Genomic DNA, 15,291 nt, shown 5'->3' with positions numbered 1-15,291 from the left:
GCTGCTACGAAAAAAGTGGCAAGCTTGATAAATAATAACAATAAAACGATAACGTTTTGGCATTAGCCAACTTAACAAGGAACCCGGGTAGAACTTACTCGGTTGCGGAGGAAGTCATTTCGTCATGCCTGCAGTCAAAAAAACAAATCGCAGAGCGCAAATTCTGCAAGCTCTTGCTGGAATGCTAGAAACCAACCCAGGCCAGCGTATAACTACAGCGAAATTAGCGGAAAAAGTGGGGGTTTCTGAAGCCGCCCTTTACCGTCACTTTCCAAGTAAGGCTCGAATGTTCGAGGGTCTTATAGAGTTTATAGAAGAAACCTTGTTTACTCGCATAAACAAGATTGTAAACGAAGAAAAAGACTCGTTAACTCGCTGCCAAATGATTTTGCATCTTATCCTTGGTTTTGCAGAAAAAAACCCGGGTATTACCCGTATTCTTAATGGCGATGCGTTAATGGGCGAACAAGATAGGTTACGCGCCCGTATCGCAAAGCTTTTTGAGCGCCTAGAAACCCAGTTAAAGCAAGTACTTAGAGAGCGTAAACTCAGAGAAGGTAAAACCCTTTCTGCCGATGAAGCCATTATTGCAAACATGCTAATTTGTTACACTGATGGGCGCATAAACTTATTTATTAGAAGCGGATTCACACGCAAACCTACCGAGCAGTTCAACGAGCAGTGGGCAGCCTTCAAACAAATGTTTGTATGAAGAGTTAGAATAATTCGAGACACCTGAGGATAGGTGCCTCGAATTAAAGTAGGAAATGTTTTAGCTAGCCTCTTCCACCATTTTTGAAAAAGTATCTTCCTTGAGCAAGCGTTTTGTCAGCGCCTCTACATGTTTATCGTCGACGCTTCCCCAAGCGGTGGGAATAACGTAATGCTCATACAAACAATTGAGGAAACCATTTTTAACTTCGCTGTTCGCTTCATACAAGTTTAAGTTATTAAGCATATGGATAAGCTGTTCTTCTGAAGTCGCTCGCCCGCACACTTCATCAATTCCATAGCATGCATTTCCAAGAGCGATTACTCGCTTACCTAATAATAGCGACTCAATACCTACTGTAGAATTTACTGTTACTATTATTTCAGCCCCTTCAATAAGTAACTGTGTATTGCACTCATTCGCGAACAATATACGTTTGTGCTGATGATGCAGTGAGTCATGACGCACAGACTCAGACGGATGCTCTTTTATAACGATGTGGATATTTTTATCGTTTAGTTTGTCGATAACATTCGCAAGGTGATGATAAAACTGACCCATACTCCTTATCCAAGGTGAATTACTTATTATTTGACTGTCTGTCTCAACTTGAAATGGGACGAATATATACTGCTTAGGTAGTGCTTCTGAATCTACCCCCTTCGCTTTAGTAGCAATTGGCGACCTAGGTACTAACTCGTTAGGTAAAGATTTCTCACTGTTAAATTGTCGATAAAATTCACTATTGCGAGGGAGGGAATTTTCAAAATTCACACCTTGCCAGTCGCATGTCGTTGAGTTAGGCAATAAACCATTTTCAAAATACACCACCTCTTTCCCCAATGCTTTTGCTGCTTCAGCTATCGACGAACTAGGCTGCTTTTGACCATTCCACACCCCTACAACATCGGCATTTCTCTTATCAATTAGTGCAGCACATTTAGCAATGTCACATTTGATAAAAAATCGACTGAGTTTTTTATAAGTATTCCATAAAAATGATTTTGCTAGTTTAGGGTGTTTACATTCTTTTTTCGCCAAATGAGGAATAAGCAAACGCTCGACATTTACATTATTAGCTAACTTTAAAGAAGGTATATGGCTTGGCAAGAAAGGAATTGCGTTTACTTTAATGACGTGAACATCAAGCTGAGAGGCATCGGCAAAATGCTTAAAGTAACGAATATGTGAACTGCCTCGCGCCATAAGTAAGTACTTTTTTTGTTGTGCCACTAAAACCATCCCTAATGATTAATATTTTTCTTTCAATTACTTGCACAGGACTTCCTCGTTATTATAAACAACAGTAAGCGTTATAACTATACCGACTCCAGTAAAGAATAAAGAAATCATCTCCCCATGGTGAGAGCCGTCACTTTCACGAAAATTAAGCCATAAAAAAGCAGCAATTATATGCTGCTTTTTAAAGCTCTAATTAACCATATTTACTAGCATGGTTACTTACCAAACGTATCTCCAAAAAAGTCACCTTCATTCCACTGAGGCTTATCTTCTTGATTGGCTAACGTCCAACCTATTTGAGCATTCACCTTGGTAAAGGTTTCGGCTGCTTTCCAATTAAATGGCTGGTTAACATCATCGCTAGGCTTGTGATAGTGCGTCGACAAAAACTGCCCAAACACTTTGCTGCCATCTACACTTGGATCTTTTGATTTAAGACCTGGCACCATAAACACCGAAGGAACACCTTGTTTAACAAACGCGTAGTGATCTGAGCGTGTAAATAGGGCTTGTTCAGGCCATGGATCTGGGCTTAGTTCAATATCAGCATTTGCAGCCGCTTTTTCCACCGATTGCTGTAAATCGCTGTGGTTTGCACCAAATGCAATAACATCTGCAAACTCATAGGTAAGAATTGGCATATCTAGGTTTACATTAGCCACCATAGACGTTACTGGTACCGTAGGGTTACGTGCAAAATAGTCAGCACCTAGCAGTCCTTTTTCCTCACCCGTTACGGAAACAAACAAGATAGAACGCTTAGGCTTTTGTTTCATTTCACTGAAAAGTCGAGCCGTTTCTAGCATTACAGAGGTGCCAGAGGCATTATCCATTGCGCCGTTATTAATGTTGTCTTTTTTAACGGTTTTCGCAAAGCCTATGTGGTCAGAGTGAGCTGAAAATACAACGTACTCATCTTTTAATGTAGGATCTGAGCCTTCCAACATGCCCACTACGTTTGGACTTGTGATAGTATCATGCACACTCTTTTTACTGATATCCACTGTGCCTTGTAACGCAAAACCTTTTGGTACTTTGTCAGCCTCAAGGTCAGCATACACGTCGTCTAAACTGCGCTCAGCGCCTTCAAATAACGTGCGAGCAGCCCCTTCACTCATGTAAGCACCGCCTTTAAGCTGAGGAAAACTGTTTGCAGGCTCATTGTCATCGTTTAGCCATGCCATGCGTGGTGTATGGATATAGCTTAAACGGCTTTGATAAGGACGCACTTTTTCATTTTTCGGAGTAGTAATAGTAATAATGCCAATGGCACCATTGTCTACGGCATACTTTTGCTTTTGATAGCCCGATGCAAAATGCGCTCCTTCTTCTGAAGGAAAATCACTCGGCTTACCCGCTAGCGCAACGACAATTTTTCCGTCTACATCTACGCCTTCATAATCGTTGTGCGACAGTTCGTCAGCAACAATACCGTAGCCCACAAAGACCATTTCACCACTTACCTTCGCATCTACGTTCAATAAGCTAGGACCCGCAAGGTAGTGTTTTGGATAGGCGAAATCTACGGTATTGCCGTTTTTCGTCAACGTAAACTGAGGAGATTCTTGAACTGAGTTTGCCTTGCGAAATGATACATCTTGAATAAACCCGTCAGTGCCTGCCGGCGTTAAACCATACTTTGCAAACTCTGTTGCAATATAAAGCGCAGCAATATCGTGCCCACGAGAGCCGGTATCACGTCCCTCTAGTAAATCGTCAGCTAAAAAGAAAAGGTGAGATTTAATTCGCTGAGTATCTGGGCTAAATGCCCCCTCAGTTGATGCATGGGCTTTTGAGGAATGTTCTGTCGTTGAATGATTGTGTGCACTCGCGGCAAAAGTCATTGCCGTTATTGCACTACCTAGTAGTAGTTTTTTTATCATTTTAGTTCACCAAGTTTTTGTTACGCAAAAATGTTTATTACATGCTTGTCGCTGTAAGTAACATGTTAACTCAGTTCATAGGGGCATTGCTATGCAACCCATTTTGTTTAACACGGGTTTTCTGCCATTGCTCGTATGATAGGGTCGTTATAAAATTCACTCGTAATTTTTTAAATGATAAGAGCGGAACATGTCTAACGAAGCGTTGTTATATCGTATTCAATTCATTAGCAATGGTGAACGATACGAGCTATATGTAAAAACTCTCATGCAAGGAAGCCTATTTGGCTTTGTTGAAATTGGGGATTTTGTCTGGGATACGCATACCAGCGTTGTACTCGACCCTAGCCATGAAAAGTTAAAATCTGAATTTGCAGAAGTCACAAAAACCTATATTCCTATGCACAATATCTTGCGCATTGACGCTGTAAATAAAAAAGGTTCTGCCAAAATTACTCAATTAGAAAACAAATCTGATAAAGTAACTCAATTTCCTAGTCCAATTTATACACCAACTAAAGAGTAACGCGCCGGGGTTTTCCGGTTAAGGTTACCGGAGGCCCTTATGTATCGCTTGCTTCTCGCTGCTACACTTTTACTTTGCAGCCTAGGCTTATCAGCCAAAAGCTATGATGATAAAAGTCTGTATACACTGCTTGATAACATTTGGCAGTATGAAATGTCTGTATCTCCACTGCTTGCCTCTCGCCAAGGTAATACAGACCTTGCGCATGCACTGCCTGATATATCTCCTGAAGGGCTGAGTGGTCAGCATAAAAATTGGCTTAAGTTCCAAAACGAACTGGCTCATTATGATAGAAGCAATTTATCGCAAGATGCGTTTATTGCCTTATTGATGCAGCGGTACAGATTGGCAAACTATATAGACCAGTACACGTATCGCTCTTATCTTGTTCCCATCAATTCAGAATACGGTTTTCACAGCGCCATGGCGTCTTTGCACAACCTGTCTACGTTTAAGCGCGTAGCAGATTACGAGGCGTATATCAGTCGTTTACAGGCGCTAAAACCCTATTTCGAGCAGCAAATTGACTATATGAAACAGGCATTAGCAGAGGGGTATACCCAACCTAGCGCCGTACTGAACGGTTTCGAAGATTCTATTTCAACGTATTTAGTCAGTGATGTGACAAACAGCAGCTTCTATGGGCCCTTTACTCGTTTTCCAGACTATTTTAGCGACACAGAAAAAGCAGCATTGAAAAAACAAGGCCAGCAAGCGGTACGCAACTTTGTACTACCGGCTTACCAAGCGTTTTATGACTTTATGGTGAATGACTATATTCCTGGTGCGCGGGATGAGATAGCCGCAGAGAAATGGCCTGATGGGGTTAACTATTACGCGAACAGAGCTAAACACTACACAACCACAGATATGAGCCCAAAAGAGATCCATGAACTGGGCTTATCTGAAGTAGCGAGAATTCGCGCGCAAATGCAGCAGATTGTTGATGACTTAGCGTTTGATGGCTCAATAAATGAGTTCATTACATTTTTACGGGAAGACCCTCAGTTTTATGCCACCAGCGCGGAAGAGCTGCTGAAAGAGGCGTCTTTTATCGCTAAAAAAATGGATGCCAAACTGCCGGAATTGTTTGAATACCTGCCCAGAACCCCCTACGGTGTTGCTCCAGTGCCAGATGCCATTGCGCCTAAGTACACCACCGGCCGCTATATTCATCCAAGTAGAGACGATCAGCCTGGTTACTACTGGGTAAATACCTATGCTCTTGATAAGCGCCCCTTGTATGCACTACCTGCATTAACCCTTCATGAAGCTGTGCCGGGGCATCATTTACAAATATCATTAGCAGCAGAGCTTGAGGATCTACCCATGGTTCGCCGCAATACCTATATTTCGGCATTTGGCGAGGGCTGGGGATTATATTCAGAGTTTCTTGGTATTGAAGCAGGCATTTATGAAGACCCTTACGATAACTTTGGCCGTTTAAGTTATGAAATGTGGCGTGCATGCCGCTTAGTCGTGGATACAGGTATGCATACTATGGGCTGGAGTCGCCAAAAAGCGGTAGATTACATGATGGAAAATACCGCACTATCTGAGCACAACGTTAACACTGAGATTGACCGTTATATATCGTGGCCTGCCCAGGCGCTGTCGTACAAAATAGGCGAAATAAAAATAAAAGCGCTACGTGAAAAAGCAGAAACTGTATTAGGCGAACACTTTGACGTTCGAAAGTTCCACCGAGCTGTATTAGAGAATGGTTCCATTCCACTTTTCATCTTAGAACAGCGTATTAATACGTTTATAGAGGAACAAAAGGCTAAAGAGCTATGATTGTTGCATTTGGTGTTATTGGGGTACTCATTCTGCTTTTGATTTACTTCGTGCTACGCGCGCAAAACTTGCAAAAAGAATTAATACTTTCCCGCTCTTCCAATAAGCAGAGCAACAGCAAAGTCAATTACGCTCAGCGCAACTTGGTATTAGTGACTGATGCCTTAGAAAAAAACCTGACGCAGCGTTTGCAGAGCTTGTATAAAAGTCGGCTTATTAATCAAGACCAACATGATGCATTACTACCTTTGATGACGTACTTTTCAACCATTGTGATGAACTGCTGTGAAAAAGGTGACTCGCTGGAAGAGTCACTCAAAAAAGCGTTAAGTAATGAAGAGATTTCTTTAGAAGGAATACAGCTAGTTGTAAAAGACTTACCCAGTAACCTTAGAATGTTGTGGTCTAAGAACACAGCCGATGGATTTATCGCATTTTGCCAGGCAGTCACGACGGTAAAGAGCAGCAGCGACCCTCAAGACGCAGGACAAGCTAAAAAAGTATCTTAACGGCCCAGGTTCGGCATCACCTACTCTCGGCATAACTTGGTCTCGCGATCACTTAGCCTAGAGATAATTTAACGAGTACGGATTAATTGAAAGCTGCTGTTACAGGCAGCTTTTTTGTTATTAAAGCTTTTAAAGCCCACCATTATTGTTTTTCTTTATTACTTTTTTATTGCCACATTCACCGAGCAATTTTTATATCTATCTTTATTATCCGCTTCTCGCTCATAAGATGTGTGAAGTGAAATTTAATGTTTTCCCTTTTTAAAATAATCAGTACGTTAGCAAACTACGAAGTAGAAAAGCGCCGGTTTATCTTGAAAAGGCTTCACCTCCCACTATAATACTGTACATATATACAGTATTTGTTGGTGTTATGAATAAGTCACTATCTACGTTAGAGAATCATCCACATATTTGGCGGGCTAGAGAGCAGAGTCAGCAAGAAGAGCGATTTTCGCTGGGTTTTGATCAGCTAGATGAAGCGCTAAACGGCGGCATTTCAACCTCTGGCGTGGTTCGTATTCGCACACTAACTGGCATTGGCGAGCTCTCTCTATTTAAACACGTCATCAGCAATCAGCGCTCGCACAAGATGATTGTGTTTGTAAACCCGCCAGGAGATATTCAAGCACCTTGGTTAGCAACATTTGGAATTAACGTTAAACAGGTTTTAATTGTAAAGCCAGGTACAGAAAAGGAGTCACTGTGGGCAACTGAACAGTGCTTGAAGAGTACGGCTTGCCATTGCGTTATTTTGTGGAGTAATGGGGTGAATACAAAGGAAGCCAGACGTCTACAAGTCGCAGCAACACATAACGATACACTTTGCTTTCTTTTCACCCGCCCTAACAGAAACAGTATGCACAACAACGTAGCACTGCAGACATTACCTATCTCCCTAGATTTATGCCTTAGTTATCGACATCATGCGTTGGAAGTTAGCGTGCTAAAGCAGCGCCACGGCTGGCCGAAAGATAATATTGCCATACATAACGACTGGACTCCTAGCAACCGTGCAATCAAGTGGGCAGTTGAACAAAACAAAGTAAAACGTCATGTACTTCATTCAGTGAGCTAATGATGTTGTGGGCATACCTGTACTTCCATCAAATCACCTTAGATACGCATGAAAAAACGAGTTTGAGTGTGGACAATAGCTCACACTACGACACGAAAAACGAAGTACAACATAAAAGAACAGGTGAATCGGCGAATGGGCAAGACCAACCGTGCAAAACACAAGCACCGGCTGTCATTGTTTATTGCGAAAAAACAAACAACATAGTTCAACGAAATAACGCGGCACTTCAGCAAGGTATAGAGATAGGCCATGGGCTTGCTCAGGCTGGTGCATTGTGTCCTCAAGTATGTATTATTCCTTTTAGTGAAGAAGACGAACGCCTCACTCTCGTACAATTAGCGCACCGCCTCTATCCTTTTGTTTCCGATATTGTCATAGACACACATAACGCACTGGCTATACGACTTGATAATTTAGTGCATTACTATGGCGGTCACAAAGAGCTGTGGAGCACTATCACCCATGAACTTAATTTATCAAAAATGAGCTACCACTTCGCTACAGCTTGGTCTATTGAAGCCGCACGAATACTGGCTTTAAATGGCGTTGATAACTATGAGTGCGATCGTGACAATATCAAACATAGGTTATCGCAATGCTCGCTGTCTTTAACTGCGTTGGATAAAAAAACAAAAGCAGCGCTGACTCGTGTGGGCATACGTCATGTTCATCAACTACTTGCCATGCCTGTACATGAACTTGGCAGACGATTTGATAACAACACCATTTCATACCTCACTGCCCTGCGGGGAGAAACCTTTCCTCATGTCACCCTTTTTCGGCCTGCAGAGCACTTTGAGCACTTTACGCTTCTCCCTTTTGATGTTGAAAACACGCAACACCTCACTCCTTTCATGGAAAAGCTGCTGGGCTACCTTGCCCACTATTTACGTGCCAGAAATTTACAAACGTCCACACTCTGCTTTCAAATTGATTTTCGAGAGCATCCATCAACGCTGTTAGAAATAAAGTCAGCGTTACCACAAAGCACCGCCGACAGCTGGCTGTCGTTACTCACACTGCGTATTGAAAACGAGGTTTTACCTGAGCCAGCTGTTTCGATAACCCTGCGCTGCGACAACTTCGAAACGATTGAAGGCAGTAATGGTGACTTCTTCAGCAATCGCTTTAACGAGGTAGCTCAGAAACAATTAATTGGACGTTTGAACGCAAAATTAGGAGAAGAGTGTACTTTTCAGCCAAAAGTGTCAGATACACATCAATTTGAGACTATGTCGAATGCTGAAATGTCATCTAGTACATCTGCATCAACATTTACTTCAGACATTGTTCCCACTTTTCTGTTCGACACCCCCAAACCACTGACTCAATCAACGAAAGTCTGTTTCGGCCCGGTTAGACTGCACAGTGAGTGGTGGCATAAAACACCGCGAAAACGTGACTACTTTATTGCCCAAACCTTATATGGAGTGCGCATGCTGATATTTAAAGACGAAGACAATCAGTGGTGGGCACAGGGTCTTTTCAGTTAGGATTGTTATGAATTACAGCGAGCTTTTCTGTCAAAGTCATTATAGCTTTCTAACGGGTGCCTCTTCTCCTGCCGAGTTAGTGACTACTGCTTCGTTTTTAGGTTACCAATCTATAGCTATAACCGATGAGTGCTCGGTGGCGGGGGTAGTACGCGCATTTGATGAGATAACCCATCAACGTTTACCGATAAAACTTATTATTGGTAGCTATTTTGTATTTGATGAGTCTCTTTCTTTTGTATTGCTATGCCCAAGTAAAGACGCATACAGCGAGTTATGCCGAATTATTACTAATGCCCGTGGGCGCTCTGAAAAAGGGGAATACAAACTGGCAGAGTGGGATTTACGCACCATTAAGCATTGTCAGTTCATATGGCTGCCATCCGGTAAAAAGGAGTACGACGACCACTGGGCAAGCTGGCTAGCAAAGCAGTCGGCCATTCAGGTTCATATTGGTGCGCAGCGACTACTCGATGGATTAGATCACCATAGGTTTGAAAACTATAACTATCTTCACGCAACCTATGGCTATCCAGTCATAGCCTGTACCGGCGTACTTATGCACCATAGTGACTGCTTACCACTACAGCATGTGTTGCACGCCACACGAACACATAAGCCGGTAGATGAAATAGGGCGCGCCGCGCTAAGTAACGCAGAAAGATGCTTGCGAACCACGCAGAAAATAAAAAAATTGTACCCTGAAAAGTGGCTCCATAATGCCAGTACCCTAGCCTCACAATGTCATTTTTCACTGAGCGAATTATGCTACCAATATCCAGCAGAATTGGTGCCTTCGGGCTACACACCAACCTCATATTTACGGGCGTGTGTTGAACGTGGAATCAAACTGCGCTTTCCTGAAGGCTTACAGCCCGAGATAAGGCAAATTATAGAAAAAGAGCTAGTACTCATTAAAGAGCAAGAGTACGAATACTTCTTTCTCACTATTTACGATATTGTGCAGTTTGCTAAACAGCAGGGTATTTTATATCAAGGCCGAGGCTCAGCTGCTAATTCTGTTGTGTGTTACTGCCTTGAAATAACTGCTGTAGATCCTCGCCAAATTAATGTTCTTTTTGAACGGTTTATATCAAAAGAGCGCAATGAGCCTCCCGATATCGATGTAGATTTTGAACATCAACGGCGCGAAGAAATCATTCAGTACATTTTCAAAAAGTACGGCAGAGAGCGTACTGCTATTGCGGCTACTGTTATTTGCTACCGTTTTAAGTCGGCCTTCAAGGACGTGGGTAAAGCACTAGGATTCAGCGAATCTCAACTCGACTTCGTCATAAAACAAATTAATCGACGGGACAAGGTAATTCCTTGGAAGTCTCAGTTAGCCGACCTTGGTTTAGACCCTAGTAATAAAAGGGTGAGTCTTCTTATTGATTTAACAGAACAGTTGTTAGGCACACCGCGGCACCTTTCACAACACGTGGGAGGTTTTGTAATAAGCGCAGGGCCACTTTACGAGCTGGTGCCTGTTGAGAATGCAGCAATGCCAGAACGTACTATTATTCAGTGGGATAAAGACGATATAGAAACCCTTGGTTTACTTAAAGTGGATGTACTAGCCCTTGGCATGCTAAGCGCAATACGCCGAACATTTGAACTCATCAATAAGCAATTTCCAGTAGACGTAAGCATTCCCTTTATTACTAAGCTAGGCGATGACAAACAAGTCTTTGATATGATTTGCCAAGCCGATACCGTAGGCGTTTTTCAAATAGAGTCACGGGCTCAAATGACGATGTTACCGCGCCTTAAGCCCCGAAAATATTACGACCTTGTTGTGCAAATCGCCATTGTAAGGCCCGGTCCAATTCAAGGCGATATGGTGCATCCCTACCTTATTCGACGTCATGGTAACGAAACAGTGACCTACCCCTCCAAGGAAGTTGAAAACGTATTATCTCGCACAATGGGTGTTCCCATTTTTCAAGAACAAGTCATCCAGCTTGCCATGGTGGCAGCAGGGTTTAGTGGCGGTGAAGCTGATCAGCTTCGAAGAGCAATGGCCAGTTGGAAAAAAGACGGTCGCATATTTGAATTCAGAGATAAATTAATTAAGGGAATGACAGATAAAGGCTATGACAGTACTTTTGCGCACAACCTATTTGAGCAGATTAAAGGCTTTGCGGGTTATGGATTTCCTGAGTCTCACTCTGCATCATTTGCAGTATTAGCCTATGTGTCTTGCTGGCTTAAATTTTATTTCCCCGTGGAGTTTTATGTGGCGTTACTGAACAGTTGGCCTATGGGTTTTTATACGCCATCGCAATTGGTTCAAGATGCTAAGCGACACAATATTAAAGTATTACCGCCTTGCATTAATAACTCCAATGTAGAACATATAATGGTAATAGATGGCGAACAAAAGCTGCTGCGTCTAGGATTAACACTTATTAAAGGGCTTAGTAAAGAAGGCGCTGATGCCGTCGTTAGTCAGCGTCCTAAAAATGGCTTTAGCAGTGTAAATCAGGTTAGGCAAATAAAGTTACGTAGTAACGAATTAGAAGCGCTCGCAAGTGCCGATGCTTTTAAACTCATTTCTGGCAATCGGTATGAAACTCGGTGGCAGATGATGGATAGCCAAGCCAGTCTTCCTCTCTTTGAAGAGGTAACATCAAACCATAATGCTGACAATATAAGCGTAAAAGACGGTGAGCCGCTGCACTCTCTACCTTCCCAACCTTCTCAACCTTCTCAACCTTTGTGTAATGCTCCCTCAGCAGCTCAAAACTTACTTGAAGATTATGCAGCCACTGGGCTATCTGTTGATAATCACCCTATCTCATTGCTCAAACAACATAAAAATCTCAAAAAGATTAGCTGGGCACACACCCTTTGTCATAAACCAAACCGGTCAGTGGTAAGCATACTTGGTGCTGTAACTGGTAGACAGGCACCTGGTACAGCATCTGGCGTTACTTTCCTCACCTTGGAAGATGATACGGGTAATGTGAATGTTGTTGTGTGGCAAGCCACTGCTAGAGCTCAGCAGAAAGTATTTTTGAAAGCCAAACTGCTACAAGTTAACGGTATTGTTGAACATTCTAAAGAAGGAGTTGTACACGTTATTGCAGGCAAACTGATTGATAGAACACCCTGGCTAGAATCGATTATTATTCCATCTCGCGATTTTCATTAAGATGGCTTATATTATACTTTCAATGGCTAGCCCACTATTAGTGTATCCTCATTTATGGAGTATCAAATGAAGTTATGGGTAGTAGCGTGCACTTGCGTAATGTTTGGTATTTTGGGTAACTCTAAATCCCTCGCAGAACGTTATATCGTGGGCGCTCAAAACTTATCTTATTTCCCACACCACGACTTTACCTCAGATGTTGACAAGGGCTTAGGCTGGGCAATACTTGAAGCGTTTTCCGATGCTTCAGGTCACGAATTCGTTTACGTTGCTTTACCTGTTAAACGGCTGCAAATGGAATTATCAAAAGGTAGTATCGACTTCGTCTACCCTGATAGCAGTATATGGTATAACAGCATAACGAACACTAACGATAAGAGCTTTTCACTGCCTCTGACTTTCGCAATAACAGGTACTATTGTTAAAAAGAAAAAAGCAGGTAATGGTGTAAACGCTATAAAGCACTTGGCCATGCCACTTGGTTTCACCCCTGTAAATTGGCAGGACAGAATAAATAATGGCGATACTTTGGTTACCGCAGTACAAAATGTGCATCAGGGCTTAGCTTTACTTCAGCAAGAAAGAGTAGATGCCTTAGATTTAGAGTACAACGTAGCTCAATACTCGACTGCAGCGTTATCCCGATATGATGACGTTACTTTAGATCTTACCTTACCTCATAAAGAAATTGCCTTCTCAATTTCTACCTTAGAGTATCGGGGCGTCATTGATGAACTAAATCATTTCATTACGTCAAACCCTCAACTAATAAAAGAAATTAGGGCTAGATATGCAATAACGTCCCTTTCTGAACTTTTTGATACTCTGGTTAGTGAACAGCAGTTAGCACCGAATGAAGTATGGGCAAAAACCGAGCCCCCCGCAGAATAAAGTTATAAATCACTTACACTCTTCTGTTTTGTAAAAACTTCTCATTGTTGAGTAAATCTCTCTGCTGCAGCCATAAATTTTTGTTCTAATAACCTTTAAGCTATTGTTTTTGATAATTTATATTACTTGGTTACGTTTTTGCTAAGACTCCTTATCATTAAGGAGTACACATGAACCGTTTTACACTTTTATTCTGCATTTTGATTTTCCCTTCATTACTATTTACCACCAACTCAGTTTCGGCCAAACAAACTGTAAGTGCTGATTACATGCATGGGTTTGATGATATTGATGGGTTGAGGTTTGCTTATCGTCCATTTACACAAGATATTACTACCCAGTGGTTTGGCGATATAAAGCTCTATTGGGAAGCTAGCGTTGTTGTGTGGGAATACGGTGAAAGTAACACCAGAAGCACAAGCTATGCGGTTTCTTTAACCCCTGTTTTTATGAAGCAGATTACGACCATTGCCAACCAGTACCCTCTGTACATTGAAGCCGGTATTGGTGCTAGTTATATCGGCGATCAAGAAGTAGCGGGTAAAGACATTGGCTCTAACTATCAGTTTGAAGACCGACTCGGTGTATTCGTTGAGTTAGATGAAAGCCAACACGTGGCCGTAAGATACATGCACTTTTCAAATGGTGGATTTAACAGCGACAACCCAGGACTAGACTTTCTCAACCTATCCTACGCTTATCATTTTTAAATCAAAATAACGTGTGCTTAGCCCTATAGTTATGAACTCTACGCTAAGCACATTCCATCACTTAGTATATTAAGCTCTCCTGCCAATCAATTTACCTTAGCTACTATGCCCGCTATGCCCGCTATGCCCGCTATGCCCGCTATGCCCGCTATGCCCGCTATGCAGCATTTTCAAAAACTGTTTCTTTTTTTACAATCTTTAACGAAAAAAATAATGATGATTTCACTCAATTAACAATAAAAACAGCAGGTTAGGTTTTTGGCATAAGTCGTGAATAATCTAATGTGAACAATTAGAAAGTTAAAAGTTAATACTTTAAACGCAAATATGATTTATAGAGATACTGGTATTTCGTATCTCATAGTTTAGCTCATCAATGAGCAACTCTGTAAATCAAGGCACTATAGACATAGAAGGATTTATATTATGAAAATTGCCACGCTTACCGTAGTAATAGGAACTGTACTTTCAACATCAGCTTTGGCAGGCCATCACGAAACTAAAATTGAGAAAAGCTTTAGCGCACTCGATATGGATGGCAACGGATTTGTTACTAAAGCAGAAGCCAAAGGTACAGTAAAACCCAAACTACTTGCGAAGATGGACACTGATGGCGATGACAAAATAAGTCGTACAGAGTTTAATAACTTTGTAGAAGAAAAACCGAGCATGTTTAGCGACGATATTATTACATCAGCAAATACGCAAACTGTTACACAACCTTTAATGTCCAAACAAAGAAAGATGTCAGCATTAGATGATGGTGAAATGATTTCTGAGAAGAACAAAGAGCTTCGTACAGAAATGTCAGCTACAGCAGACAGCAGATTCACAGATCTCGATATGGACAGTAACGGCTCGCTTTCTATGAAGGAACTAGAAGCCAGTAAAGTTGAAGGCAATATTTCAGATATGGATACCGATGGCGATGAAGAGATTACCAGAATGGAATATCGTGCATACTTCGAGAAAATAGAAACTGAATAAGCAATAAAAAAGCCCCTGTCATTAGACAGGGGCTTTCTTGGAATGGGACCTGGCAGTGTCCTACTCTCACATGGGGAAACCCCACACTATCCCTGCGCCGGTCACCGGTCGGCGCTAATACGTTTCTTACTTTCTTGGAGATAATAAAAAAGCCCCTGTCATTAGACAGGGGCTTTCTTGGAATGGGACCTGGCAGTGTCCTACTCTCACATGGGGAAACCCCACACTATTCCTGCGCCGGTCACCGGTCGGCGCTAATACGTTTCTTACTTTCTTGGAGATAATAAGAAAGCCCCTGTCATT

The 15,291-nt window shown here is 42.0% G+C and carries 12 protein-coding genes; 10 read left to right on the top strand and 2 right to left on the bottom strand.

What is annotated here, in order from left to right; all coding sequences use genetic code 11:
• Nucleotides 1-124 precede the first annotated feature (124 nt).
• The gene (slmA, locus tag V7R39_RS09275; RefSeq protein WP_269518735.1) at nt 125-712 is read left to right on the top strand and encodes a nucleoid occlusion factor SlmA; all 588 of its coding nucleotides are present in this window, start codon (nt 125-127) and stop codon (nt 710-712) included.
• 60 nt (nt 713-772) lie between these two features.
• Here the strand turns inward: slmA and V7R39_RS09270 are convergent, their stop codons facing one another.
• A complete protein-coding gene (locus V7R39_RS09270; RefSeq protein ID WP_334030240.1) occupies nt 773-1,945 on the bottom strand; it encodes a capsular polysaccharide export protein, LipB/KpsS family in 1,173 nt (390 codons plus the stop codon).
• Nucleotides 1,946-2,169: 224 nt separating this feature from the next.
• Nucleotides 2,170-3,837 carry a M28 family metallopeptidase gene (locus tag V7R39_RS09265; protein WP_334030239.1) on the bottom strand — a complete coding sequence of 556 codons (1,668 nt, stop codon included), beginning with the start codon at nt 3,835-3,837 and terminating at the stop codon, nt 2,170-2,172.
• 190 nt (nt 3,838-4,027) lie between these two features.
• Here V7R39_RS09265 and V7R39_RS09260 point away from each other — a divergent pair, with 190 nt between their 5' ends.
• The 9 genes from V7R39_RS09260 (at nt 4,028) to V7R39_RS09220 (ending at nt 14,988) form a co-directional block, all read left to right on the top strand.
• The gene (locus V7R39_RS09260; protein WP_334030238.1) at nt 4,028-4,363 is read left to right on the top strand and encodes a DUF1820 family protein; all 336 of its coding nucleotides are present in this window, start codon (nt 4,028-4,030) and stop codon (nt 4,361-4,363) included.
• 39 nt (nt 4,364-4,402) lie between these two features.
• Entirely contained in the window at nt 4,403-6,160 is a 1,758-nt protein-coding gene (locus tag V7R39_RS09255; protein ID WP_334030237.1) for a DUF885 domain-containing protein, read from the top strand.
• A complete protein-coding gene (locus V7R39_RS09250; protein WP_334030235.1) occupies nt 6,157-6,669 on the top strand; it encodes a hypothetical protein in 513 nt (170 codons plus the stop codon). Before V7R39_RS09255 ends, V7R39_RS09250 begins: the two co-directional genes overlap by 4 nt.
• A 373-nt stretch (nt 6,670-7,042) precedes the next feature.
• Nucleotides 7,043-7,747: a translesion DNA synthesis-associated protein ImuA gene (gene imuA / locus V7R39_RS09245; protein ID WP_334030233.1), complete on the top strand. Its 705-nt coding sequence runs from the start codon at nt 7,043-7,045 to the stop codon at nt 7,745-7,747.
• Nucleotides 7,747-9,243 (top strand): Y-family DNA polymerase, encoded by a 1,497-nt coding sequence (locus tag V7R39_RS09240; RefSeq protein ID WP_334030232.1) that lies wholly within the window; start codon nt 7,747-7,749, stop codon nt 9,241-9,243. Before imuA ends, V7R39_RS09240 begins: the two co-directional genes overlap by 1 nt.
• A gap of 7 nt (nt 9,244-9,250) precedes the next feature.
• Nucleotides 9,251-12,400, top strand: a complete 3,150-nt coding sequence (locus V7R39_RS09235; RefSeq protein WP_334030231.1) for an error-prone DNA polymerase — start codon at nt 9,251-9,253, stop codon at nt 12,398-12,400.
• A gap of 66 nt (nt 12,401-12,466) precedes the next feature.
• Nucleotides 12,467-13,291, top strand: a complete 825-nt coding sequence (locus tag V7R39_RS09230) for a hypothetical protein (protein WP_334030230.1) — start codon at nt 12,467-12,469, stop codon at nt 13,289-13,291.
• Nucleotides 13,292-13,461: 170 nt separating this feature from the next.
• Entirely contained in the window at nt 13,462-14,001 is a 540-nt protein-coding gene (locus V7R39_RS09225) for an acyloxyacyl hydrolase (protein WP_334030228.1), read from the top strand.
• Nucleotides 14,002-14,427: 426 nt separating this feature from the next.
• Complete coding sequence (locus V7R39_RS09220) at nt 14,428-14,988, top strand: EF-hand domain-containing protein (protein WP_334030227.1); 561 nt, start codon at nt 14,428-14,430, stop codon at nt 14,986-14,988.
• Nucleotides 14,989-15,291: the final 303 nt, after the last annotated feature.

This window comes from Alteromonas sp. P256 (assembly GCF_036864455.1).
Classification (GTDB): domain Bacteria; phylum Pseudomonadota; class Gammaproteobacteria; order Enterobacterales; family Alteromonadaceae; genus Alteromonas.
This window is presented reverse-complemented; position numbering and strand designations above follow the sequence as displayed.

Coding starts and splice junctions, on each gene's coding strand:
- slmA (WP_269518735.1), top strand. CDS start 125: ATGCCTGCAGTCAAAAAAACAAATCGCAGAGCGCAAATTCTGCAAGCT.
- V7R39_RS09265 (WP_334030239.1), bottom strand. CDS start 3,837: ATGATAAAAAAACTACTACTAGGTAGTGCAATAACGGCAATGACTTTT.
- V7R39_RS09260 (WP_334030238.1), top strand. CDS start 4,028: ATGTCTAACGAAGCGTTGTTATATCGTATTCAATTCATTAGCAATGGT.
- V7R39_RS09255 (WP_334030237.1), top strand. CDS start 4,403: ATGTATCGCTTGCTTCTCGCTGCTACACTTTTACTTTGCAGCCTAGGC.
- V7R39_RS09250 (WP_334030235.1), top strand. CDS start 6,157: ATGATTGTTGCATTTGGTGTTATTGGGGTACTCATTCTGCTTTTGATT.
- imuA (WP_334030233.1), top strand. CDS start 7,043: ATGAATAAGTCACTATCTACGTTAGAGAATCATCCACATATTTGGCGG.
- V7R39_RS09240 (WP_334030232.1), top strand. CDS start 7,747: ATGATGTTGTGGGCATACCTGTACTTCCATCAAATCACCTTAGATACG.
- V7R39_RS09235 (WP_334030231.1), top strand. CDS start 9,251: ATGAATTACAGCGAGCTTTTCTGTCAAAGTCATTATAGCTTTCTAACG.
- V7R39_RS09230 (WP_334030230.1), top strand. CDS start 12,467: ATGAAGTTATGGGTAGTAGCGTGCACTTGCGTAATGTTTGGTATTTTG.
- V7R39_RS09225 (WP_334030228.1), top strand. CDS start 13,462: ATGAACCGTTTTACACTTTTATTCTGCATTTTGATTTTCCCTTCATTA.
- V7R39_RS09220 (WP_334030227.1), top strand. CDS start 14,428: ATGAAAATTGCCACGCTTACCGTAGTAATAGGAACTGTACTTTCAACA.